This is a genomic window from Pseudomonas sp. ZY71, assembly GCF_036542145.1.
GTDB lineage: Bacteria > Pseudomonadota > Gammaproteobacteria > Pseudomonadales > Pseudomonadaceae > Aquipseudomonas > Aquipseudomonas koreensis_A.
In genome coordinates this window covers 4962947-4986965 of record NZ_CP144274.1, presented here as the reverse complement: position 1 = coordinate 4986965, position 24019 = coordinate 4962947, and the positions used below count along the sequence as shown (strand labels likewise).

The 24019-nt window shown below is 60.1% G+C and carries 20 protein-coding genes; 10 read left to right on the top strand and 10 right to left on the bottom strand.

What is annotated here, in order from left to right:
* The first annotated feature begins 43 nt into the window (after positions 1 to 43).
* Both VY732_RS22105 and VY732_RS22100 read left to right on the top strand, forming a co-directional pair.
* Positions 44 to 511, top strand: coding sequence for a TlpA disulfide reductase family protein (locus VY732_RS22105; RefSeq protein WP_322844454.1), 468 nt, complete (start codon positions 44 to 46; stop codon positions 509 to 511).
* Between the two features lie 319 nt (positions 512 to 830).
* A protein-coding gene (locus VY732_RS22100) for an IS3 family transposase (RefSeq protein ID WP_331691757.1) occupies positions 831 to 2014 on the top strand; the annotation gives its coding sequence in 2 pieces (ribosomal slippage) (positions 831 to 1095 and positions 1095 to 2014; 1185 coding nt in all).
* A gap of 137 nt (positions 2015 to 2151) precedes the next feature.
* On the opposite strand, the gene VY732_RS22095 is transcribed toward VY732_RS22100, so the two are convergent.
* Positions 2152 to 2556 carry an META domain-containing protein gene (locus VY732_RS22095; protein WP_123453349.1) on the bottom strand — a complete coding sequence of 135 codons (405 nt, stop codon included), beginning with the start codon at positions 2554 to 2556 and terminating at the stop codon, positions 2152 to 2154.
* The gene (locus VY732_RS22090) at positions 2556 to 2990 is read right to left on the bottom strand and encodes a hypothetical protein (protein WP_331691756.1); all 435 of its coding nucleotides are present in this window, start codon (positions 2988 to 2990) and stop codon (positions 2556 to 2558) included. The genes VY732_RS22095 and VY732_RS22090 overlap by 1 nt, the downstream gene beginning before the upstream one ends.
* 133 nt (positions 2991 to 3123) lie before the next feature.
* Between VY732_RS22090 and VY732_RS22085 the strand changes: the two genes are divergently transcribed.
* Positions 3124 to 3576 carry a hypothetical protein gene (locus VY732_RS22085; RefSeq protein WP_331691755.1) on the top strand — a complete coding sequence of 151 codons (453 nt, stop codon included), beginning with the start codon at positions 3124 to 3126 and terminating at the stop codon, positions 3574 to 3576.
* 12 nt (positions 3577 to 3588) lie between these two features.
* Here VY732_RS22085 and VY732_RS22080 read toward each other — a convergent pair whose 3' ends face one another.
* Both VY732_RS22080 and VY732_RS22075 read right to left on the bottom strand, forming a co-directional pair.
* Complete coding sequence (locus VY732_RS22080) at positions 3589 to 4578, bottom strand: 2-hydroxyacid dehydrogenase (protein WP_123594398.1); 990 nt, start codon at positions 4576 to 4578, stop codon at positions 3589 to 3591.
* A gap of 82 nt (positions 4579 to 4660) precedes the next feature.
* Entirely contained in the window at positions 4661 to 7414 is a 2754-nt protein-coding gene (locus VY732_RS22075; protein ID WP_331695886.1) for a response regulator, read from the bottom strand.
* A 219-nt stretch (positions 7415 to 7633) separates the two neighbouring features.
* Here VY732_RS22075 and VY732_RS22070 point away from each other — a divergent pair, with 219 nt between their 5' ends.
* The 7 genes from VY732_RS22070 (at position 7634) to VY732_RS22040 (ending at position 16368) form a co-directional block, all read left to right on the top strand.
* On the top strand, positions 7634 to 8356 hold the full coding sequence (locus VY732_RS22070) for a response regulator transcription factor (RefSeq protein WP_331691754.1): 723 nt from the start codon (positions 7634 to 7636) through the stop codon (positions 8354 to 8356).
* Positions 8343 to 9767, top strand: coding sequence for a sensor histidine kinase (locus VY732_RS22065; RefSeq protein WP_331691753.1), 1425 nt, complete (start codon positions 8343 to 8345; stop codon positions 9765 to 9767). Before VY732_RS22070 ends, VY732_RS22065 begins: the two co-directional genes overlap by 14 nt.
* A 449-nt stretch (positions 9768 to 10216) precedes the next feature.
* Positions 10217 to 11119, top strand: a complete 903-nt coding sequence (cysM, locus tag VY732_RS22060; protein WP_331695885.1) for a cysteine synthase CysM — start codon at positions 10217 to 10219, stop codon at positions 11117 to 11119.
* Positions 11119 to 12495 (top strand): 23S rRNA (uracil(1939)-C(5))-methyltransferase RlmD, encoded by a 1377-nt coding sequence (gene rlmD, locus VY732_RS22055; RefSeq protein WP_331691752.1) that lies wholly within the window; start codon positions 11119 to 11121, stop codon positions 12493 to 12495. The genes cysM and rlmD overlap by 1 nt, the downstream gene beginning before the upstream one ends.
* Positions 12496 to 12596: 101 nt before the next feature.
* Positions 12597 to 14840 carry a GTP diphosphokinase gene (gene relA / locus VY732_RS22050; protein WP_077574114.1) on the top strand — a complete coding sequence of 748 codons (2244 nt, stop codon included), beginning with the start codon at positions 12597 to 12599 and terminating at the stop codon, positions 14838 to 14840.
* Positions 14841 to 14966: 126 nt separating this feature from the next.
* On the top strand, positions 14967 to 15800 hold the full coding sequence (gene mazG / locus VY732_RS22045; protein ID WP_077574146.1) for a nucleoside triphosphate pyrophosphohydrolase: 834 nt from the start codon (positions 14967 to 14969) through the stop codon (positions 15798 to 15800).
* Positions 15801 to 15825: 25 nt separating this feature from the next.
* Positions 15826 to 16368 (top strand): DUF2058 domain-containing protein, encoded by a 543-nt coding sequence (locus tag VY732_RS22040; RefSeq protein WP_016987455.1) that lies wholly within the window; start codon positions 15826 to 15828, stop codon positions 16366 to 16368.
* A gap of 70 nt (positions 16369 to 16438) precedes the next feature.
* Here the strand turns inward: VY732_RS22040 and VY732_RS22035 are convergent, their stop codons facing one another.
* From VY732_RS22035 to VY732_RS22010, 6 genes are all read right to left on the bottom strand, one after another.
* Positions 16439 to 16627 (bottom strand): hypothetical protein, encoded by a 189-nt coding sequence (locus VY732_RS22035; RefSeq protein WP_077574113.1) that lies wholly within the window; start codon positions 16625 to 16627, stop codon positions 16439 to 16441.
* 391 nt (positions 16628 to 17018) lie between these two features.
* Positions 17019 to 18239: a beta-ketoacyl-ACP synthase I gene (fabB, locus tag VY732_RS22030; protein WP_331691751.1), complete on the bottom strand. Its 1221-nt coding sequence runs from the start codon at positions 18237 to 18239 to the stop codon at positions 17019 to 17021.
* A gap of 11 nt (positions 18240 to 18250) precedes the next feature.
* A complete protein-coding gene (gene fabA, locus VY732_RS22025; RefSeq protein ID WP_003227150.1) occupies positions 18251 to 18766 on the bottom strand; it encodes a 3-hydroxyacyl-[acyl-carrier-protein] dehydratase FabA in 516 nt (171 codons plus the stop codon).
* 247 nt (positions 18767 to 19013) lie between these two features.
* Entirely contained in the window at positions 19014 to 20918 is a 1905-nt protein-coding gene (locus tag VY732_RS22020) for an ATP-binding protein (protein WP_331691750.1), read from the bottom strand.
* Entirely contained in the window at positions 20915 to 21847 is a 933-nt protein-coding gene (locus VY732_RS22015) for an ABC transporter substrate-binding protein (RefSeq protein WP_077574111.1), read from the bottom strand. Before VY732_RS22015 ends, VY732_RS22020 begins: the two co-directional genes overlap by 4 nt.
* A 1-nt stretch (position 21848) precedes the next feature.
* A complete protein-coding gene (locus tag VY732_RS22010) occupies positions 21849 to 23972 on the bottom strand; it encodes a TonB-dependent receptor plug domain-containing protein (RefSeq protein ID WP_331691749.1) in 2124 nt (707 codons plus the stop codon).
* Between the last annotated feature and the right edge of the window lie 47 nt (positions 23973 to 24019).

Sequence of the window (24019 nt, the reverse complement as noted above, 5' to 3'; positions counted from 1 at the left end):
CAATGGGTCGCAGGCGCCTTCAAATTTTCACAAGGAACACGACATGACACGGCGATTGGCAGCGGCATTGACGGTAATCGGGGCGTTGATGCTGGGGGGCTGCGGCAATGATTACGGTATCGACCAGAACGGTCAGAAGGTCGCGTCGGAGCGTCTGGACAAACAATGGGTAGTGCTGAACTACTGGGCCGAATGGTGCGGCCCGTGCCGGACTGAAATCCCGGAACTCAACCATTTGGCTGATGAGCTCAAGAGCAAGAACGTTGGGGTGTTCGGGGTCAACTTCGACAATGTGCAGGGCGTGGAACTGAAAGACGCCAGCGAGAAGCTCGGCATCAAGTTCACCGTGCTAGCGCAGGATCCGGCGGAGTTGTTCGAGTTGCCACGCAGTGAGGCACTGCCGGTGACGTACATCATCGACAACAAGGGCAAGGTGCGTGAGCAGTTGATGGGGGAGCAGACGGCGGCGGGGGTGATGGCCAAGCTTGAGGCGTTGCAAGCGACCCAGTAACGTCAAAAGCCCCTCACCCCAGCCCTCTCCCGGAGGGAGAGGGGGCCGACCGAGGTGTCTGGCGAGTTACATCGACCTGAGAGATCGAGTCAATTGTAGATTCGCCAAAGCAAGATCAGGTCGATTATGGGGTCGCCAAAGCAAAATCCGGTCGATTGTGGATTCGGCATAGGCCTTTGAGGTCGGCGTAGCTCCCCAATATCCCCCCATCAGTTCCCTCTCCCCCTGGGAGAGGGCTAGGGTGAGGGCATTGGCTGCAGTGGTCTAATTTCCCCGGACACCCCGATAGGTGGAAAATACATCTATCGAGGAGTTATTCATGACTAAAAAACGCAGGGCATTCGACGACAGCTTCAAGCTGCAAGTCGTGAAGATGATCAAGGATCAGGGACTGACCGTTGTGCAGGTTTGCCAAGATCTGAACATTGGTGAGACAGCCGTTCGACGCTGGGTGCAGCAATACGAGGCAGAGCAACTGGGGCAGGCCGGAATCGGCAAGCCATTGACGGCGGAACAGCAGCGCATCCGGCAATTGGAACAAGAAAATCGGCAGCTCAAGATGGATAACGACATCTTAAAAAAGGCTACCGCCTTCTTTGCCCGCGAGCTGAAGTAAGGTATCGACTGGTTCGGCAGCTGCAACAGAAGGCTTACTCAGTGGCACATGTCTGTCGGTTGCTGAGCATTAGTCGTTCAGGCTTCTATGAGTCTCAGAAGCGTGCCGATGCGCCTGTGCGGCAGAGTTGTCCTGTTCTTGTGCAACTCAAGGCGTCTTTCGCCGAGAGTGGAGGCTGCTACGGCAGCCGCCCTTTGCGCGACGCTTTGCGCGGTAAAGGCATGCTTGTCGGGCTGTATAAAATCCGTCGATTGATGCGGGCTAACGGACTGCGTTCAGCCTGGAAGCGCAAGTTTGTACACACAACCGATAGTAATCATGACCTGCCGATTGCAGAGAATGTACTGAACAGAAAATTTGATCCAGTAGCGCCAAACAAGGCCTGGGTAGCCGACATCACCTATATCCGCACCCGCAGTGGCTGGTTGTATCTGGCCGTAGTATTGGACTTGTTCTCGCGCAAGATAGTGGGCTGGTCGATGGCTCCGAACATGCCGGCAGAGCTGGTGTGCACCGCGATGCAACTGGCTATCGCGCAGCGTCAACCGCCACCAGGCTTGATTGCCCACTCAGATCGGGGCAGTCAATACGCAAGTGCAACTTACAGAGAGTTACTGGCAAGAAACGACATGCAGCAGAGCATGAGCCGTAAAGGTAATTGCTGGGACAATGCGGTGATGGAACGCTTCTTCCTGAGTTTGAAAATGGAGCGGGTATGGCGACGTGACTACGCCAACCATGCTGAAGCGATCCGCGACATCACCGAGTACATCGTTGGGTTTTATAACAACGAACGGCTGCACTCGAAACTGGGATATCTGCCACCGACCGTCTATGAGCGGGCGATGGCGTCAGAACCACCTATCGAGGTGTCCGGAATTAGTTGACCACTGCAGGCCGACTCACCGACCTAAAAGACCCAGTCGATTATGGATTCGATGAAGACCTTTCAGGTCGGCGTAGCTCCCCAATATCCCCCAATCAGTCCCCTCTCCCTCTGGGAGAGGGTTAGGGTGAGGGCTTTTTAGCCTTCTTCCAGCCACCAACGCAACGGCTTACCTTCAGCCGGCCAGAAGCGCATCTGCTCGATCGGCGAGATGTCCCAGCGCTCGACATGTTCCAGCGCCTGCAGAAAGCGTTGTTCCTGTTCCATCAGCGCTGGTGCACAGAGCTTGCGGGTCTTGCCGATCTTGCCGAAGGTCAGCTTGTCACCGTCCAGCGTATACGGCGCGAACCAATGGTTGCAGCCACCGTTGCCGTAAGCGCGGCCATCATCGCCCAGGGTCACGGTCAGATGGCTGTAATCCATCAACGGCCGCTCGCCGATCCACTCCAGAATGTAGCTGCGGTTCTGTTGCAGTTGCACAGGCTCTGCCGCGCAACCCACCAGACCCACACCGACCATAGCGGTCAGGGCAAAGCGTTTCATCACGCAGGCTCCTGGCATTTCGGGCACAGGTGCTTGTCGCCAAAGGCTTTCCAGCCCAACTCGGCGATGCGCGCGGTGGCAGCCGGTTTCTCGGCGGCTTTGCCGAGTTTGGCGTCCACGGCGAATTCGAAACTCAGCTCTTTGGCGCAGCTGTCGCAGTTGACCTGCCAGGTGTGAATCGCCAGTTCGCCGAATACCGGGCCCGTGGTCATCGCGGTCCATTGGCCGGGCGGATTGATCAGGTGGCGGACGGTTTCAACGGTCAGGCGCATGGACAAGTCATTGCTGCCTTTGAGGGTGACCAACAGCGCGTCACCGATGCGAATCGAGCCACCATTGCCGGTGACCTGATAGCGGCCCGGAACAAGGGCGCGGCATTCGGTGAGGGTGTGTTGCGGGTTCATCAGGGTGTAGCGGAAATCGTGTTCGACCATGGGTCCTCCAAATATGCGCGACATGCTAGCACGGGCTTGATTGCAGAATGATGCGCGCGTGTGACCTTCGATCAGGTTCAATTGAGGCGACGCTCATGGCAAACTGCCGGCCTCGACTCTGAAGGAACGGAACATGGCGCTGATCGAATGTTATGAATGCAAGAAGAGCATCAGCTCCGAAGCCAACGCGTGCATTCATTGTGGGGCTCCAATGGCGGAGCAAGCAGTACACGCGCAGACCGCAGCCGCGCCAGTACAGGCTGCAACAATCTCGTTTGGCAGCCTGCCGCGTAACAAGGCTGTGCCCGAAGTCAGTGCTCCAGCGCCTGAACCGCAACCTTTACCGAAAGTCATGCCGGCCGCCGCGCGGCGTCGGCGCCAGCAGCCAACCGAGCAAACGGTTAACGAGCTGGCCAATGCCGACGGCAGTCGCCCGGTGGAAGGTTGGCTGAAGATCATGATCTTCCTGTTGCCGATGTTTTTCGTCTGGTTCCTGCTGCGCAACGGCCACTCGATGAAACAGCGCTTTTTTGGCTTCGCCTGGCTGGCGTTGCTGATTCTGGCGTCCTCGCTTTCACCTAAGTAAGCTGAAAAGCGCTCAGCCCTCGACCTGGTTCTGTGGCGTTCCCGCCGCCCAGGTCGCGATGTTGTGCAGGGTGGTTGCGGCAATCGCCCCCAGTGCTTCACGGGTCAAAAAGGCCTGATGCGCAGTAATGATCACGTTGGGAAAGGTCAGCAAGCGCGCCAGCACATCGTCCTGCAAGGGCAGGTCGGAACGATCCTCGAAAAACAGTTGCGCCTCTTCTTCATAGACATCCAGCCCCAGATAGCCGAGCTGGCCGTCCTTCAATGCATCGATCAGTGCCGGGGTGTCCACCAGTCCACCGCGACCGGTATTGATCAGCATGGCGCCGGCCTGCATGTGCGCCAGTGAATCGCGGTTGATCAGGTGTTTGCTCTGCTCGTTGAGCGGGCAGTGCAGGCTGATGATCCGCGACTGCGCGAGCAGTTCCGGCAGGCTCAGATAACGCGCACCCAACGCCAGAACATCCGGGTTCGGAAAGGGGTCGTAGGCGAGCAGCTCACAACCGAAGCCGTGCATGATTTTCGCGAAGGTCGCGCCGATCTGGCCGGTGCCGACAATTCCCACCGTTTTGCCGACCAGATCGAAACCGGTTAATCCATGCAGGCTGAAATCGCCTTCACGGGTGCGGTTGTAGGCGCGGTGCAGACGGCGGTTGAGGGCGAGGATCAGCGCCACGGCGTGTTCGGCCACCGCATGTGGCGAGTAGGCCGGCACGCGCACCACGGCCAGTCCGAGACGTTTCGCTGCGGCCAGATCGACATGGTTGTAACCCGCCGATCGCAGGGCAATCAGGCGTGTGCCGCCAGCGGCCAGACGCTCGAGCACCGGCGCGCTGAGGTCATCATTGATGAAGGCGCAGACCACTTCATGTTTGTCGGCCAGGGCCGCCGTATCGAGGCTGAGCCTTGCCGGTTGAAAGTGCAGCTCGATACCCGCCGGGCAATCGGCGGCGAGGAAGCTGTCGCGGTCATAGGTCTGGCTACTGAAAACGAGCGTGCGCATGAAATCCTCCTTGAGCATCGACACGGATTGAATCACCCGAACCCACTTTAGCGCTGCCGGTGTCGGCCGGCATTGCCGTGGATCAGGCGCTGATCTTCGCTTGCGCCGCCAGCCGGTTGATCGCGCGCTCCAGTTCTTCCAGCGCTGCTACGGCCTTCGGGTCGTCCTGCTTGAGCAGGGTTTCGCTGCGCTGACAGGCCGCGCGCAATTGCGGTACGCCGCAATAACGGGTGGCACCGTGCAGGCGATGGACGCGTTCGATCAAGGCGTTCTGGTCGCGGTTTTCGCACGCCGTACGAATGGCTTCGCGGTCGGCTTCCAGTGAGGCGAGCAGCATGGCCAGCATGTCCGCCGCCAGATCTGCCTTGCCGGCGGCCAGACGCAAACCTTCCTCGTGATCGAGCACTGGCAGTTCATTGTTGCCCGCCGTACTGTCGCTGATGCGCTCCGGTCCTTGATTGCGCAAGGCCAGGCCGGTCCATTTCAGCACCACTTGCGCCAGTTGCCGCTCGCTGATCGGTTTGGTCAGGTAGTCGTCCATGCCGCTTTGCAGCAGCGCGCGTTTTTCGTTGGCCATGGCGTGGGCGGTGAGCGCGACAATCGGCAGCGGCGTGCAATGCCGCTCGCTTTCCCACTGGCGAATGGTTTCGGTGCTTTGGCGGCCGTCCATGCCCGGCATCTGCACGTCCATCAGCACCAGATCGAAGGACTCGCTCTGCACCGCTTTGACCGCCGCGTAGCCGCTTTCCACCGCCAGTACCTTGGCGCCCATGTCTTCGAGCAAGGTTTGCACCAGCAGCAGGTTGGCCGGGTTGTCGTCGACACAGAGCACTTTCGGTGCCCGGCTCGACAGCGGTTCGCCCGGCTCATTGCGCGGCTGGCGCGGGTTGACCAGATCGGCCAAGGCGCGGCGCAATTTGCGTGTGCAGGCCGGTTTCGCTTGCAGTTGACTGTGTGGATTGGGCACCGACAAATGGAACAGCGTCTGTTCGGTGGTCGGGCACAGCACCAGCACTTTGCAGCCGAGGTGTTCGAGGTCCCAGATGTGCTGATTCAAACGCTCGGGCAGCATGTCGTTGCTGGTGATACCGATGACTGCCAGATCAATCGCCTGATCGGTCTGGTGGGCACCGGTGACACCATTGGTCAAGGTTTCGAGGGTGTTGAATGGCGTGACATCGAGGCCACAGTCTTCCAGTTGATGCTGCAAGGCCTGCCGCGCCAGTTCGTGACTCTCCAGCACCGCGACGCGGCGCCCGAGCAACGGCGCAGCCGGCAAGTCTTCGGCATCGTCGCGGGTCTTGGGCAGGCTCAGGCTGATCCAGAATTCCGAGCCTTCGCCCGGGGTACTGTCGACGCCGATTTCGCCGCCCATCTGTTCGATCAAGCGTTTGGAAATCACCAGCCCCAGACCGGTGCCACCCGGTTGCCGCGACAGCGAGTTGTCGGCCTGACTGAACGCCTGGAACAACGCGCGCACGTCCTGGTTCGACAAACCGATGCCGGTGTCCTGAATGCTGATACGCAGTTGCACGCTGTCTTCTTGTTCATCTTCAAGCATCGCTCGGGCGACGATGGTGCCTTCGCGGGTGAACTTGATCGCGTTACTCACCAGGTTGGTGAGGATCTGCTTCAGACGCAGCGGGTCACCGACCAGCGACAGCGGCGTGTCGCGATAGACCAGACTGACCAGCTCCAGCTGTTTGGCGTGCGCGGCCGGGGCGAGGATGGTCAGAGTGTCCTGCAGCAGGTCGCGCAGGTTGAACGGAATATGGTCGAGCACCAGTTTGCCGGCTTCGATTTTCGAGAAGTCGAGGATCTCGTTGATGATCCCCAGCAGGCTGTCGGCGGATTTTTCGATGGTGCCCAGATAGTCGAGCTGACGCGGGGTCAGTTCGCTTTTCTGCAACAGATGGGGGAAACCGAGAATGCCGTTGAGCGGCGTGCGGATCTCGTGACTCATGTTGGCGAGGAATTCGGATTTGATCCGACTGGCTTCCAGCGCCTCTTTGCGCGCCAGGTCCAGTTCAATGTTCTGGATCTCGATGGTTTCCAGGTTCTGGCGCACGTCTTCGGTGGCCTGATCGACACTGTGTTGCAGTTCTTCGCGGGCATTTTGCAGGGTGCCGGCCATGCGGTTGATGCCCGACGCCAGCTCATCCAGTTCCTGACTGCCGAGCGGCGGTAAACGCGTTTCCAGATGGCCGTCCTTGAGCTGCGCGACGGCTTGTTTGATCTGACTCAGCGGGCGGTTGATGGTGCGGCCCATGCGCAATGCCAAGAGCGCCGCGCCCGCCAGACCGGCGGCAATCAGCAGCAGGCTGGCAAACAAGCTGCGATAACCGCGCAGCAGCATGCCGTTGTGCGACAGTTCCAATTCGACCCAGCCGAGCAAACGCTCGGACTCTTGCGGGATCAGTTCGCCAGCGAGATTGCGATGCTTGCCGAATACCGGCATCAGATAACGCGTCGCGTCATTGCCGCTGCGCCGTTGCAAATGCGCGCTGTCGCCGCTCGGCGCCTGATTGAGCATGGTCGGGCCGGCGTGGGCCAGCGGTGAGCGGTCCGGGGCGAGGAAGGTCACCGCGCGCACATCCGGTTGTTCAAGGGACTGCGTGGCAATGCGCTCCAGCAGATCGCTGTTGCCGTGACCCATGGCGGGGGCCACCAGCGGCGCCAGTTGCTCGGCGATCATCTCGCCGCGCTGCATCAATTGGCTCTGCAAGTCGGACTGCTGCGTCCAGGTGAAATAACCACCCAGCACCAGCGCCATCAGGCTGGTCGGCAACAAGGTCAGCAACAACACGCGACCTTTGATTCCCAGTTTCTTGAGCACGCCTATCTCCTGCATCCCGCTGATCTGTTGACTCATGCGTGCATCCGGCACGCGGCATGGGCGCAGTGTAGCGATTTGCTCGCAGGCAATCTCCGGAAAAATGCTGTCAGGGTGGGTCAGGGCGCCGGTGCTCGTTTGTCAGAAAGGGCAGCCTTGTGTTGCCCGTTGCCCGGCAATCTTGAATAATCGCGCTCAACTGAGAATTACTTGCAGATACTCATGACTCCTGTTTCCGTCGGCCAGCCACGCATTCTTTCCATCGAAGACGACCCGGTTCTCGGCGCCTATGTTCACGAACATCTGGGCCGCAGCGGCTTTCAGGTGACCTGGTGCCAGAATGGCCAGGAGGGCCTGAGCATCGCCACACGCCAGCCGTTCGACGTGGTGCTGATGGATATCCTGTTGCCAGGCATGGACGGCTTGCAGGTGTTGACGCAATTGCGCCAGAGCCATTCGACGCCGGTGCTGCTGATGTCGGCCCTCGGTGCCGAGGCGGATCGCATCAGCGGTTTCCGTCTGGGCGCCGATGACTATTTACCCAAGCCGTTCAGCATGGCCGAGTTGCATGTGCGCATCGAAGCGATCCTGCGTCGGGTTGCGCTGGATCGGCGCCCGGCCGCGCCTGCGATGCTCGTAGCCGCCGGTACGCTGAGGTTCGATGACGAACAGTGCGATGTGTTTTTCCGCGAGCAACCCGCCGGGCTGACCCGCAGCGAATTCCGCTTGCTGGAAACCCTCAACCGCAATGATGAGGAAGTGCTGAGCAAAGCCTTCCTTTATCAGCACGTGTTGCAACGCGGCTACGCGGCGCACGATCGCAGCCTCGACATGCACATCAGTCAGATTCGCCGCAAACTCAAAGCCATCGGCTACACCGAGCGTGAAGTGCGTACCGTGTGGGGCAAGGGTTACGTTTTGAGCGCTGCTGATGAAACGCTCTGAACTGCCGGGTCGGCATTCGTTGTTCTGGAAACTGGCGTTTCTGCTGGTCGCATTTTGTCTGCTGATGATCTGGCTGAGCTGGTCGTGGGGTCGTTATATGGAGGAGCGCAACCAGTTCCTCTCCGACGAGGCACGCGGCACGCTCAGCCGTTATGCCGCGCAAGCGGAACAGGCGTGGCAGCACGGCGGCCGCAGCGGGGTCGATGACTGGTTGCAGAGCATGGAGTTGCGTGAAGCCAGCTGGGTCGGCGTCATCGGCGGCAACTTGCAGTCGCTGAGCAGCGATCCGCTGAATGAACAGGAAATCCAGCACCTGACGTTCTTGCGCGGTCTCGACTGGCCGATCCACAAACAGAACCGGCCGTGGCTGCGCATTCCTTTCCCCAAAGAGCCGTCTGCCGGCAGCCTGGTGATCGAATTGCCCGAACGATTTGTTCCGGGCAAGTACCGGGTGTTCTGGCGCGTCATCACCAACGGCGTGATTCCCGGGCTGTTCACGTTATTGCTGTGCGTCGGTCTGTACCGATTGTTGGTCGTGCCACTGAACAACCTGCGCGAACAGGCCAACGCCTGGCGCGCCGATCAATTGAATGTGCGGCTGTCGAGCGGCATCACCCAGCGCCCGGATGAACTTGGCGAGCTGGCGCGAGCGTTCGACTCGATGTCCGAGCGCCTGCAATCGACCGTGGCTCTGCAACAGCAATTGCTGCGTGATCTGTCCCACGAGTTGCGCACGCCGCTGAGCCGCTTGCGCGTGGCCAGCGAAAGTGAACAAGGCCTGGTGCAACTGCGCGAGCGCATCGGTCGCGAAGTCGACGGTATGCAAAGACTGGTCGAAGACACCTTGCAACTGGCCTGGCTCGATACCGACCGCACGCCGCTGCCCGAGGAAGCGATCCAGATTCAGGCCCTGTGGGAAATGCTCACGGACAACGCCTGTTATGAAAGCGGCTGGCCGAGCCTGCAATTGCAGTGTTCGGTCGAGGCGTCGTGCTGGGTGCGTGGCAACCTGAATACGCTGGCGCAGGCGCTGGAGAACATTCTGCGTAACGCGATTCGGCATTCGCCGGCGGGTGGGATCGTGCGGCTTGATGGGCGGCGCGATGGCGATTACTGGCATCTGTGGCTGGAAGATCAGGGCGGCGGGGTGGCGGAAGGGGATCTGGAGCGGATCTTCTCGCCGTTCACCCGGCTGGATGGCTCGCGGCCCGGAGACGGTGGATTCGGCTTGGGGCTGAGCATCGCGCGCAATGCCGTGCAGCGTCAGGGCGGAAGTATTTGGGCGGAGAACAGCGGGGCGGGGTTGCGGTTGAATTTGCGGTTGCTGGCGGATGACGGTGTTGCGCCGACTGACGCTATCGCGAGCAGGCTCACTCCCACATTGGAACTCGGTTCGCCGCAGATTGTGTGATCAACAGTTAATAGGGTCATCACTGCTGACACTATTCTGCGAATGACACTACTCCCTGTGGGAGCGAGCCTGCTCGCGAAGAGTCTCTGCGCATCACCACCAATGAAAATGGCTCAACACAAAAGTCGCACCACTGGTGCGACTTTTATCGCTTACTCCCATCCATAGGGAGTGTGTTTTACCCGCAGATTGTTTGAGCAATACAAGACAGTGTCAGCACTGCTGACATTATTAATAGAGCAACACGGGTCACTGTGGGAGCTGGCTTGCCAGCGATGAGGCCATTTGCATCACCGCAAAAAAAGATGACCCAGCGTAAAAGTCTCACCAGTGGTGAGACTATTGCTGCTTATTCCCATAAACCATAAGCACCGCACTTTGCGTGATATGGCCTGCGCAGGTTTGCCGGTATGATAGGCGCCCCCGCACGTCTGGATTGCGAATACGCCATGACCTTGCAGTACCCAACCATCGCCGATTGCGTCGGCAACACTCCGCTGGTGCGTTTGCAGCGCCTGCCCGGTGCCACCAGCAACACCCTTTTGCTCAAGCTCGAAGGGAATAACCCGGCGGGTTCGGTCAAGGACCGTCCGGCGTTGTCGATGATCACTCGCGCCGAGTTGCGCGGGCAGATCCACGCCGGCGATACGCTGATCGAAGCAACCTCGGGTAACACCGGGATCGCGCTGGCCATGGCCGCTGCGATCAAGGGTTACAAGATGATCCTGATCATGCCGGACAACTCCAGCGCCGAGCGCAAAGCGGCAATGACCGCGTACGGTGCCGAGCTGATTCTGGTCAGCCAGGAAGACGGCATGGAAGGCGCCCGCGATCTGGCGCAGCGTATGGAAGCCGAAGGCCGTGGCAAGGTGCTCGATCAGTTCGCCAACGGCGATAATCCTGAAGCGCACTACACCACCACCGGCCCGGAAATCTGGCGTCAGACCCAGGGCACCATCACCCATTTCGTCAGTTCGATGGGCACCACCGGTACCATCATGGGCGTGTCGCGCTACTTGAAAGAGCAGAGCGACAGCGTGCAGATCGTCGGTCTGCAGCCGATGGAAGGCTCGGCCATTCCCGGCATCCGCCGCTGGCCGCAGGAATACCTGCCGAAGATCTATCAGGCTGACCGCGTTGACCGCATCGTCGACATGGCGCAAAGCGAGGCCGAAGACGTCACCCGGCGTCTGGCCCGCGAGGAAGGCATCTTCTGCGGCGTGTCCTCAGGCGGTGCGGTGGCAGCGATGCTGCGCCTGTCCAAAGAAGTTGAAAACGCGGTGATCGTCGCGATCATCTGCGACCGTGGCGACCGTTATCTGTCGACCGGCATTTTCGACGCGCCCAACTGATGGCCAAGCACGAGAGAGGCCTGCGCTTCCAGCCCACGGGGGGCAGCAAGGCCGCGCAAATTCCGACCGGTAAAAAGCAGCGCTTGAGCATCGAGCGCCTGGCCAATGACGGTCGCGGTATCGCGTTTTTCGAAGGCAAAACCTGGTTCGTCCTCGGCGCGCTTGCCGGTGAAGAGGTCGAAGCGCGGGTGCTCGGCGCCCACGGCAAAGTGGTCGAGGCGCGCACCGAGCGCGTGTTCAAGGCCAGCGAATTGCGTCGCCCGGCACCGTGCCAGCACGCCGGCCGTTGCGGCGGTTGCAGCGTTCAACATTTGCCTCACAGCGAACAGCTTGCCCTGAAACAGCGCATGCTCGCCGAGCAATTGTCGCGCGTTGCCGGTGTCGAACCTGAAGAATGGGCAGCACCGCTGACCGGTCCCGAATTCGGCTATCGCCGTCGCGCCCGGATCGCGGTGCGCTGGGACATGAAGGCGAAGAAACTCGAAGTCGGTTTCCGTGCCGCTGGCAGTCAGGACATCGTCGCGATCAGCGAATGCCCGGTGCTGGTACAGCCCTTGCAACCGATCATGACCCGTTTGCCGGAGATGCTTCGTCGCTTGAGCAAACCGCAAGCGCTGGGTCACGTCGAGTTGTTCAGTGGTTCGTCGCTGGCGGTATTGCTGCGGCACATGGCGCCGTTGTCCGAAGCGGATCTGAACATCCTCAAGGACTTCTGCCAGTTCCATCAAGCGCAATTGTGGCTGCATGGCGAAGGCGAGCCGCAACCGGTCGATGCCAGTCAGTCGCTGGGCTATCGCCTGGAACAGTGGGATCTGGATCTGGCGTACCGGCCGGGCGACTTTATCCAGGTCAACGCCGGCGTCAACGAAGCGATGGTGGTGCAGGCGCTGGACTGGTTGAAACCTGGCAGCGACGAGCGCGTGCTGGATCTGTTCTGCGGCCTGGGTAACTTTGCTTTGCCGCTGGCCAAAGCCGTGCGCGAAGTGGTGGCAGTTGAAGGCGTGCAGACCATGGTCGATCGCGCCGAAGCCAACGCCGCTAGTAACAATTTGCATAACACAAAGTTTTTTCAAGCCGATTTATCCCAGCCTTTGACCGATGCCCAGTGGATCGGAAACGGCTTTTCTGCGGTACTCTTGGACCCACCGCGTGACGGTGCTTTCGAGGTGGTTCGCAAGCTGGCGACCCTGGGTGCCAAACGGTTGGTGTATGTGTCGTGCAACCCTGCAACTCTGGCGCGCGACACGGTCGAATTGATCAAGCAGGGCTACCGGTTAAAACGTGCCGGGATTCTCGATATGTTTCCTCAGACGGCACATGTCGAGGCCATGGCGTTATTTGAAGCGAGCCAGGATGGCTCGTCTGAATCCGTCTGATCTGTCCGCGCAGCGCTCGCTTTAGCCCCGCGAGCGCAAACGGACAATAAGGATCAGCGATTTGACGCATTGAATCTGCGTCGTAGGGAAGGTAAAGCAAGATGGTACAGGTGAGAGCACACCAGCCGATCAACACTGACGGCAGTATCAATCTCGAGGCTTGGCTCGATCACGCGGTCAGTGTCGATCTGGCACTGGATCGCGAAGCCTTGAAGGAAGCCTGCGAGTTCGCTCGCGAGGCCGAACAACAGTCCAATGCCAGGAAGAATCTGTGGGCCGAAGGCTCCGGCAGTTTCAGTACGGGCCTGGAAATCGCCGAGATTCTCGCCGACCTCAAGCTCGATCAGGATTCGCTGGTCGCAGCGGTCCTGTATCGCGGCGTGCGCGAAGGCCAGATCGAACTCGCGGCCGTCGGCCAGCGCTTCGGCCCGGTGGTGGCCAAACTGATCGACGGCGTGCAGCGCATGGCGGCCATCAGCGCCAGTCTCAGTCCGCGTCAGTCGATGGTCATGGGCACGCAAGGGCAGGTGGAAAACCTGCGCAAAATGCTCGTCGCCATGGTCGATGACGTTCGCGTTGCGCTGATCAAACTGGCCGAACGTACCTGCGCCATTCGCGCGGTGAAAACCGCCGACGACGAAAAGCGTAACCGTGTCGCTCGCGAAGTCTTCGACATCTATGCGCCGCTCGCGCACCGCCTCGGCATCGGCCATATCAAATGGGAACTGGAGGACTTGTCCTTCCGTTATCTCGAGCCGGATCAATACAAGCAGATCGCCAAGTTGCTCCACGAGCGACGGCTTGATCGCGAGCGTTTCATCGCCGACGTGATGACCCAGCTCAAGGATGAATTGCAGGCCACCGGCGTCGATGCCGACATCAGCGGCCGGGCCAAACACATCTATTCGATCTGGCGCAAAATGCAGCGCAAGGGTCTGGAATTCAGCCAGATCTACGACGTGCGTGCGGTGCGTGTGCTGGTCCCGGAAATGCGTGACTGCTACACCGCGCTGGGTATTGTCCACACCTTGTGGCGGCACATCCCGAAAGAATTCGACGACTACATCGCCAACCCGAAAGAGAACGGCTACCGCTCGTTGCACACGGCGGTAATCGGCCCTGAGGGTAAAGTACTCGAGGTGCAGATTCGTACGCACTCGATGCACGAAGAAGCCGAACTCGGCGTCTGCGCGCACTGGCGCTACAAGGGCACCGACGTCAAATCCGGCTCGAACCACTACGAAGAGAAAATCTCCTGGCTGCGTCAGGTGCTCGAGTGGCACGAAGAGCTGGGCGATATCGGTGGTCTGGCGGAACAGTTGCGTGTCGATATCGAGCCGGACCGGGTGTACATCTTCACTCCGGACGGTCACGCCATCGACTTGCCGAAAGGCGCGACGCCGCTGGACTTCGCCTACCGCGTGCACACCGAAATCGGTCACAACTGCCGTGGCGCGAAGATCAACGGGCGCATCGTGCCGCTCAACTACAGCCTGCAGACCGGTGAGCAGGTCGAGATCATTACCAGCAAGCACGGCACGCCGAGCCGCGACTGGCTGAACTCCAACCTCGGTTACGTCACCACCTCGCGGGCGCGGGCGAAGATCGTTCACTGGTTCAAATTGCAGGCGCGCGACCAGAACGTTGCCGCCGGTAAAACCCTGATCGAACGCGAACTGACGCGCCTCGGTCTGCCGGCGGTGGACTTCGACAAGCTGGCCGACAAGGCCAACATGAAAACCGCCGAAGACATGTTCGCCGCCCTCGGTGCTGGCGATTTGCGTCTGGCGCAACTGGTCAACCTCGCGCAGCAACTGGTCGAGCCGGAGCGCGGCAACGAACAGCTGGAACTGATTCCGCGCAAAGCCACCGGTTACAAACCGGGCAAGCGTGGCGACATTCAGATCCAGGGCGTCGGCAACCTGATGACGCAGATGGCCGGCTGCTGCCAGCCGCTGCCGGGCGATGCGATTGTCGGCTACATCACTCAGGGCCGTGGCGTGAGCATTCACCGTCAGGACTGTGCCTCGGTGCTGCAACTGGGCGGGCGCGAGCCAGAGCGGATCATCCAGGTCAGCTGGGGCCCGGTGCCGGTGCTCACCTATCCGGTCGACATCGTCATCCGCGCCTACGACCGCTCCGGTCTGCTGCGTGATGTCTCGCAGGTATTGCTCAACGAGCGCATCAACGTGCTGGCGGTCAACACCCGCTCGAACAAAGAGGACAACACCGCGTTGATGTCGCTGACCATCGAGATCCCGGGTCTGGATGCGCTGGGTCGCTTGCTCGGGCGGATTTCGCAGTTGCCGAATATCATCGAAACGCGGCGTAACCGTACGCCCTGAAGATGACCAATGTAGGAGTGAGCCTGCTCGCGATGAGGGAGTGTCAGTCAACATTAATGGTGGCTGATACACCGCGATCGCGAGCAGGCTCACTCCTACAGGATTTTGTGGTGAGACAGCTAAATGATGTACAGCCTTGAAGACCTGCTCCACCTCATGAGCCGTCTGCGCGATCCGCAGTACGGTTGCCCATGGGACATCAAGCAAACCTACGCGACCATCGTTCCGCACACCCTCGAAGAAGCCTACGAAGTCGCCGATGCCATCGAGCGCGGCGACTTTGATCACTTGCAGGGCGAGTTGGGCGATCTGCTGTTCCAGGTGGTGTATTACAGCCAGTTGGCCAAGGAAGAAGGGCGTTTCGAATTTGCCGGGGTGATCGACAGCATTACCCGCAAGCTGATCCGTCGTCATCCCCACGTGTTTCCGACTGGTGATCTGTACGCGCCGCTGGATGTTCCGCGCTTGAGCGAGGAACAGGTCAAGCAACGCTGGGAAGAGATTAAAGCCGAAGAGCGCGCCGAGAAATCCGCCGCGCCCGAGCAACTGTCACTGCTCGACGATGTGCCGGCGACGTTGCCGGCATTGTCGCGTTCGGCCAAGTTGCAGAAGCGCGCAGGCCAGGTCGGTTTCGACTGGCCAGACGCCTTGCCGGTGCTCGACAAGGTGCGCGAAGAGCTCGATGAAGTCCTCGAAGCCATGTCGGAAAACGATCCCGTTGCCGTGGCCGACGAGATCGGTGACCTGCTGTTTTCCGTGGTCAATCTGGCCCGGCATCTGAAGGTCGATCCGGAAACTGCACTGCGTGGCGCCAACGGCAAGTTTGAAAGACGTTTCCGATTTATCGAACAGGCATTGCGCGACACCCACCGTCCCATAGAAGATTGCACCCTCGAAGAGTTGGACGCCCTGTGGGGTGAAGCCAAACGTCAGGAAAAGAATGTGCCCGGCTGCGGCTGAGCAACTGCCCAAGTGAGTAAGTCCCATGAGTATTTCCCTTCGCGACCAGTTGCTCAAAGCAGGCCTGGTCAACCAAAAGCAGGCCAAGCAGGTCAGCAAGGACAAGCAGAAGCAGCAGCGTCTGGCGCATAAAGGCCAGATCGAACTGGATGACTCGCAGCAGCGCGCCGCCCAGGAAGCCATGGCCGAGAAGGTCAAGCGCGACCAGGAGCTGAACCGCCAGCAGAAAGAGAAAGCCGAGGCCAAGGCGCGTGCGGCGCAGGTCAAGCAGTTGATCGAAGTCTCGCGTCTGCCGAAGCTGACCACCGAGGACTACTACAACTTCGTCGACGACAAGAAGGTCAAGCGTATCTCGGTCAACACGCTGATGCGCAACAAGCTCAGCAGCGGTTCGCTGGCGATCGTCCACCATGCCGGCGGCTACGAAGTGATCCCGCGTGAAGCGGCCCTGAAGATCCAGGAGCGCGACCCGCAGCGCATCGTCCAGCTCAACGTGCAGACTGAAGAGGTCAGCACCGAGGACGATCCGTACGCGGCGTATCAGATCCCTGATGATCTGATGTGGTAAATCGATAAAGCTGTAACAACGACAAACCCCGCTCATGGCGGGGTTTGTCGTTTTCAATGCTGTGGTTGAATCAGGAGGAGCGGGTTTCGCGTTGTTGCTCTTGCACTTCGAGTTCGGCCTTGTAGTTGTGGGCATCGATCTCGTTGTGGAACATGCCAACCAGCAAGTCTTGTTGATGCACATCCCAGATGCGGATACCGGCGGCTACGCCTTCGTGGGACATGTGTGAATCGTCGCGTTCAGTTACTTTTACAGTCATCTGCTAGCTCCAAATCTCAAGTTATCTGCAGCAAGGCGTGTGCAGGACTCTGTTATAGAATTTGTTAGCCTGCTAAGTAAACGGCTGATTTGCGCAAGGTGTTGTTGCGTTTTTTGCAACAGTGCTGCAGCCCGCGAAATCCGCGACATTCGGTCGCAGGGCGGTAAGTTTCATGACAGAAGTTTCATTTTTAGAACACCGTAGCCCCCTGTAGGAGTGAGCCTGCTCGCGATGACGGAGTGTCAGTCACCGACGCTGTTGGCTGATCCACCGCTATCGCGAGCAGGCTCACTCCTACAGGGGATTTGTGTCGGCCATGAGTTTTCTACAGACGAAAAAAAACGCCCCGAACCAGTCGGGGCGTTTTCATGTGTGGCTCAAGCGGGGGGAATTACTTGCCTTCCCAGCGCTTCAGTACCAGCGTGGCGTTGGTGCCGCCGAAGCCGAAGCTGTTGCTCATCACGGTGTTGATGGTGGCGTTTTCGCGGGTCTTGGTCAGCACCGGCAGATCGGCCACTTCCGGGTCCAGCTCGTCGATGTTGGCGGAACCGGCAATGAAGTTGCCTTCCATCATCAGCATGCAGTAGATCGCTTCGTGAACGCCGGCGGCGCCCAGGGAGTGACCGGACAGGCTCTTGGTCGAGCTGATTGCTGGTGCCTTTTCGCCGAACACTTCACGCACACCCTTCATTTCCGCGACGTCGCCGACCGGAGTCGAGGTGCCGTGGGTGTTCAGGTAGTCGATCGGGGTATCAACGGTGGACATCGCCATCTGCATGCAGCGGATTGCGCCTTCGCCACTCGGGGCAACCATGTCGTAGCCGTCGGACGTTGCGCCGTAGCCAACGATTTCCGCGTAGATCTTGGCGCCACGGGCCAGAGCGTGCTCCAGCTCTTCAACCACGACCATGCCGCCACCGCCAGCGATGACGAAACCGTCACGGTCGGCGTCGTAGGCACGGGAAGCTTGTTCCGGGGTGTCGTTACGCTTGCTGGACAGAGCGCCCATGGCGTCGAACAGGAACGACTGGCTCCAGTGCTCTTCTTCACCGCCACCGGCGAAAACGATGTCCTGCTTGCCCATCTGGATCTGTTCCATGGCGGTACCGATGCAGTGAGCACTGGTGGCGCAGGCAGAAGCGATGGAGTAGTTCAGGCCCTTGATCTTGAATGGCGTGGCCAGGCAAGCGGAAACGGTGCTGCTCATGGTCCGCGTTACGCGGTATGGGCCAACGCGCTTCACGCCTTTCTCGCGCAGGATGTCCAGCGCTTCCATCTGGTTCAGCGTGGAAGCACCACCGGAGCCAGCCACCAGGCCGGTACGCGGGTTGGACACTTGCTCTTCGGTCAGGCCGGAGTCAGCAATGGCGTCTTTCATGGCCAGGTAGGCGTAAGCCGCTGCGTGGCCGACGAAGCGATAGATCTTGCGATCGATCAGTTCTTCAAGGTTGAGGTCAATGGAGCCGGAAACCTGGCTACGCAGACCCATTTCGGCATATTCCGGGTTGAACCGGATGCCAGGGCGGCTTGCACGCAGGTTAGCGGAGACGGTCTCTTTGTCATTGCCCAGGCACGAAACGATGCCCAGACCAGTGATAACGACGCGGCGCATGCGAATAACCCTTAGAAGTTGTCAGTGGAGGTGAACACGCCGACGCGAAGGCCTTCGGCGGTGTAGATTTCGCGACCGTCGACAGTCACCGAACCATCGGCAATGGCCAGGTTCAGCTTGCCCTTGAGGACGCGTTTGATATGAATGTTGTAGGTGACTTTCTTGGCGGTCGGCAGCACCTGACCGAAGAACTTCACTTCGCCCGAACCCAGCGCACGGCCACGGCCCGGCAGGCCTTGCCAGCCCAGGAAGAAACCGACCAGTTGCCACATGGCATCCAGACCCAGGCAGCCCGGCATTACCGGATCGCCTTCGAAGTGGCACGCGAAGAACCACAGGTCAGGGTTGATATCCAGTTCGGCGACCAATTCACCTTTGCCGTACTTGCCACCTTCTTCGCTGATCAGGGTGATGCGATCGACCATCAGCATGTTCGGGGCGGGCAGTTGCGCGTTACCTGGGCCGAACAGCTCACCGCGACTGCAGCGCAGCAGATCTTCCCGAGTAAAGGCGTTTTGTTTGGTCATGCGAGCTCCTCAATAATCCCATGCGGCAGGTGGGGCAAATCTTCCCGACCGTTCGAAGCGTTCATGCCTCGAACCGGCAGCCTACTCATAGACTATTGCGTTGTGGTGAAAGTCACAGCACCAAGGACATGAATGTACACTTGTGCACTGAAATTTTTATTCAAGCCCCTTTTGAGGCTCGTTCGGGTGCCTAAGACTGCCGCACTTTCGCTTTTCACGCCAGTCGCAGATGGTCGAAAGGCCCACACTACGACACCCAGCGCTGCAGAATCTGCTGCAGATCATTACGTTTGAACGGCTTCGCCAGATAATCGTTCATGCCCGCCGACAGACAGGTCTCGCGGTCGCCCTGCAAGGCGTTGGCGGTCAGCGCAATGATCGGCACCTCACTGCGTCCGGGCAGCAGCCGGATCTGCCGGGTAGCCTCGTAGCCATCGATGATCGGCAACCGGCAATCCATCAGAATCACTTCAAAGTCGCTGCCCTCGGCACTGCGCACGGCCTGCGCGCCATCGGTGGCGACACTGACAGTAAAGCCCAGACTGCGCAGCATCGCTTCGATAACTGTCTGGTTCACCGGATTGTCTTCGACCAGCAAGACATTGCGCCCTTCACCGTGCTCTTTGCCGTTAAGTGCACGCGGCGCGGCCAGTGGCGGCAGCGCCTGCTTATAGAGTGCCAGCGGAATTTCCAGGGTGAACACCGAACCGCGACCTTCCTCGCTCTGCGCGCGCAAGGTGCCGCCCATGCGTTCGGCCAGCGTACGGGCAATCGGCAGACCGAGACCGGTGCCGCCGTAACGCCGTGAAATCGAACTGTCGGCCTGCTGGAAGGCGTTGAACATCAACTCCAGACTTTCAGAAGAAATACCGATGCCGCTGTCGCGCACCGAGCAGGTGAACCACAGCAATTCGTGATCCAGCGACTGCCACTGCGCCTCGATGCTGACCCGACCTTGCTCGGTGAATTTCAGCGCATTGCCAACCAGGTTGACCAGAATCTGCCGGATCCGCGTCGGATCGCCCTGTACCTGCAAACCGCGCATGTCATCCGGGATGCGCAGATTCAGCGCCAGCCCTCGCTGCACCGCGCTGTGCTGGAACGACTGGGCGCAGGCGCCGATCAGTTCGGCGAGGTTGAACGGGATGTGCTCCAGTTCCAGCTCCGAACGCTCGATGCGCGAGAAGTCGAGAATATCGTTGATGACTTTCAGCAGGTGTTCGGTGGACTCCGAGGCGAGGGCGGCGTATTCGACCTGCTCCTCGGTCATCTCGGTGGTCTCCAGCAATTGCAACATGCCCAGCACACCGTTCATGGGCGTGCGCAGTTCGTGGCTCATCATCGCCAGAAAGTCGGATTTGGCGTTGTTGGCCTTCTCCGCCTCTTCACGGGTCTGGATCAGTTGCGCCATGGCTTGATGCTGCTCGCGGCTGGCCTGTTCCAGCGCCTGGGCGAGGTTGTTGATGTGCTGCGACAGCGCGCCCAGTTCGGTGTCATCGACGATCGGCAGCGGGGTTTTATAGTCGCCGTCCTGAATGGCCTTGACCGCATCACCGATATTGCGGATCGGCTGCGACAGGCTACCGGCCAGACGCCGCGCCAGGACAAAGGTAAACAGCAGGGCGAACAGCGCGAGAATCCCGGCCTTGAACAGGATTTCCTGCTGGCGCTGGCTGAAGGCATCGTTGGACAGGCCGACAATCACCCGGCCCAGATAGTCCTCGCTGGCTCCGCCATTGCTGACCTTGCCGTCCTGAAAGAAATCATTGTGCAGGGCGATTCGCTGCAAGCGTACCGGTGCCTGGAACACTTCGACCTGATGCGGTCGACCGTGCGCCGCCGCGGGTTGTTCGACGTACACCAGAATCCGGTTGGCGCTGTCCTGGACTTCGAGAAAACGTACGTTGGGCGTGGCCAGTGTGGCTTTGAGCAGGCTTTCCAGCACTTCGTTGTTGCCGGAAATCACCCCGTATTCGGTGGCGGGTGCCAGTTGGTTGGCGATCAGTTGGCCGGTGTGATTCAGCTCCTGGCGCAAATCCTGAATGCGCACGAAGGTGAAGAAGCTGATCAACAGCAGGGTCAGCAACAACGCCGGGCCGAGGCTGATCAACTGGGTGCGGGTATTGATGTCCCAACGGCGACGGAAACTCATGGGCGGTGTTCTCCTTCAGCCAGCGCGCTGGCGACAGACGCTTCATTCAGCGGCTCGATACCGAGTGAACGAGCGACCTGCGCATTACTTGAGACTTTAAAACGTGCGGGGTAGAGCGTCCGCGGCCAACTGGCCGAGGGTTGGTCGAGCAATTGATCGAGCATCGCCAGCCAGTCGTTCTGATCGCTGTACGTGCTGGCCAGGCTGCCGGCGCGGACGAAAGCAATGTTGGGACCGACCAGCGCGACTTGCCGTGAGTAGCTGCTGAGCAGCAGGTTCTTCGCGGTTTTCGGGTTGTACAGATCGGGATCGTCGAGCCCCAGCAGTACGTCGCTGTTTTTCAGCACGGTTTGCAAAGGGCGGCTGTCGTGGGTGTTGTCCCAGCGCTCGCTGACGATTTGCAGGTTCAGCGGCGCGGCGGCGAGATTCAGTTCCTTGAGGAGGAATTCGCTGTGCTCATCGAACAACACGCCGATCCGCCGGGCCTGGGGCAGAATGCGCCGGATCAACTGCAACTGGCGGCTCAGCGGCGGATCACTCCACAGCAAACTCAGGTGTGCCGGTTGCGTGCTGCCGAGACGCTGGCGAGCCTGCAAGCGACTGATGCGCAGCACCAGCGTCGCCGGGCCTTGGGTTTCTTGCAGACGCCAGTCGAGGCTCGGCAGATCGAGCAGAATCAGGCGCAGACTGGCGGGCAGTTTGCCCGGTGCCGGCAGACTGGCCAGTGGCTGGAAGCGCACGTTGTCGGTCGGGCGCAATTCGCTGAGCGCCTGGACGAACGCTTGCACGCCGGGGCTTTCCTCGGCGCCGGTCAACAGAATATCGGCAGCCTGCACCGCCACGCCGTGCAGCCAAGCGGTCAGAAACAGACACACCCCGGCCAGCCAGTGGCCAAAGGTTGGCATCTTCCGTGACGGCCCGTAGCGCATCCTAGAACTCCAGCTCGGCGCTGAAATACATCACTCGACGTTCGTCGTAGTTATTGTCGACGAAGGTGGTCGGCTCATGGTCTAGACGCTGTTGCAGCACGCCAGCCAGTTGTAACTGCGCTTTGCCCAGCGCGATGCGTTTGGCGATGCGCGTGTCGACCCGCTCGAAGCGGTAACCGTTGAGTGCATTGTCGCCGTAATAGAAGAGGGCGCTGTTCCAGCCGTGGCCCCAGTCGCGCAGCCAACCGGCCGAACCGCTGTTACGCGAAGTGAACTGCTGATCCAGTGGGTTACTCGCCTCGGCATCGACAAAGGCGTAGGTGAAGCGCAAGCGGTCGGCCAGGCTCACGCGCCAGTCGAGCTGGGTTTCCGTGCCGCGAAAACGCGAGCTGTTGGCGTTGCTGGCGATGTACTGGTTGTTACGCAGCGGCTCGCTGATCATCCCGGTGATCTCGTCGTAGAACAGCTTCACATCCACAGCCAGACCCAACTCGGCGAAATAGCCGTTGTAGCCCAGTTCCCGTGAACGCATGTGCTCCTGATCGAGATCGCCCGGCCCCCGCGTCTTGACGAAGTAGCGCGCCGAAGACTGGCCGTAGGCGGAAGGGTGCAGGTTGCTGACCTGATAGCTCCAGTTGACGTTGTTCTCGAACATGTCCGGCGAGCGGATTGCTTCCGAGTACACCGCACGCAGGCCATGGCGCGGGTTGATCAGGTAATTGACGGCAAATCGCGGGGTCAGCGAACTGCCGATCAGTTGCGTGTTTTCAAACATCGCACCGCCCTGCAACAACCAGTGTTCCGTGGCACGCCATTCCAGTTGGCCGAACGCGCGCCACGTGGTGTCGTCCAGCGTGCCATTGAAGTAGGTTTCGGAGTCGGCGCGGTCGTAACGATAGTTCATGCCGCTGACCAGGCGCAGGCTGTCGGACAGGCTGAGGGTGTCTTGCAATTCGAGGTCGTAGCGCGATTCCCGGGCGCTCTGGTCGATGTCGCCGCACAGGGTTCGGCTGGCGCCGTTACGCCATTGCTCGAGCACCTGATTGGCCAGGGCCATTTCCTGCGGCGTACCAGGCGCAGCGCCGGGGCCGGTGAACCGGGTGATGTTGCGCGCCAGACGTTCGGTGTAATTCGGGTTGAGCTGCCACAGTTGCGTCAGCTCGGGGCTGAATGACACCTCGGCATCGCAGGCGCGCCAGGTTTGCTGGCGATCCCAGTGTTGCGCAGAGCCTTGTATATAAAGGCTGTGTTCCGGGTTGATGTCGAGGTTCCAGCGCACCGAACCGGCGTAATCCTTGGCCACCACGTCGGAATTATTCCCGGCGGCGGTAATCCCGGAGAACACCGGGCGGTAGGTGTACGGTCGCTGGTTGGTCCCATCCTTGGCGTTGACCTGCCAGTCGAGGCTCTGGTTATCGCTGAGGGTGTGGCTGACCGCAAGACTGAAACGGTTCAAGCGGCGGCTGTCACGGTAATCGGCACCACTGCGATCGCTGTCGAAGCCATCGTCTTCCTGGCCAGACAACGACAGGCGCAAATCACCGCCATTCCAACCGGTGCCCTGGCTGGCATAAAAGTCATTGATGCCGCGCTGGCCACGGGTGTACTTCAGGCGTGTGCCGTGGCTGTCCGCCGGGTGGCGGGTGATGATGTTGACCACTGCCATCAACGCGTTGGCACCGTAACTGACGGTGTTGGGGCCGCGAAACACTTCGATGCGCTCGATGTCTTCCATGGCCACCGGAATATCGCTCCAGTCCACCGTAGACAAACCGGCGCGGTACACCGAGCGGCCGTCGATCAGCACTTGCATGCGCCGCGCTTCGCTGGCGTTGGTGCCGTGGTAATTGACCGCTGCCTGATTGCCATTGATGTTGCCGACCATCATCCCCGGTACCAGCCGCAGCAGTTCGCTGATGTCGCGGGCACCGCTGGCGTTGATCAGTTCGCTGTCGAGTACGGTCATGCTCCCCGGCACCTCCGCCGGCGTCTGTTTCAGGCGCGTGGCCGTCAGCACCTGCGGCAGCGCTTCGCTGTCGACAAACAGATCGTCCGCCTGCAAAACCGGGCTGAACAGCAGCGCCAGCAACAGAGACGAACGCGGAGGAAGAGAACCGACGGACACGACACAGCCTTGAAAGCAAAGAATTGGCGCGCATGTTAACCGAGGGC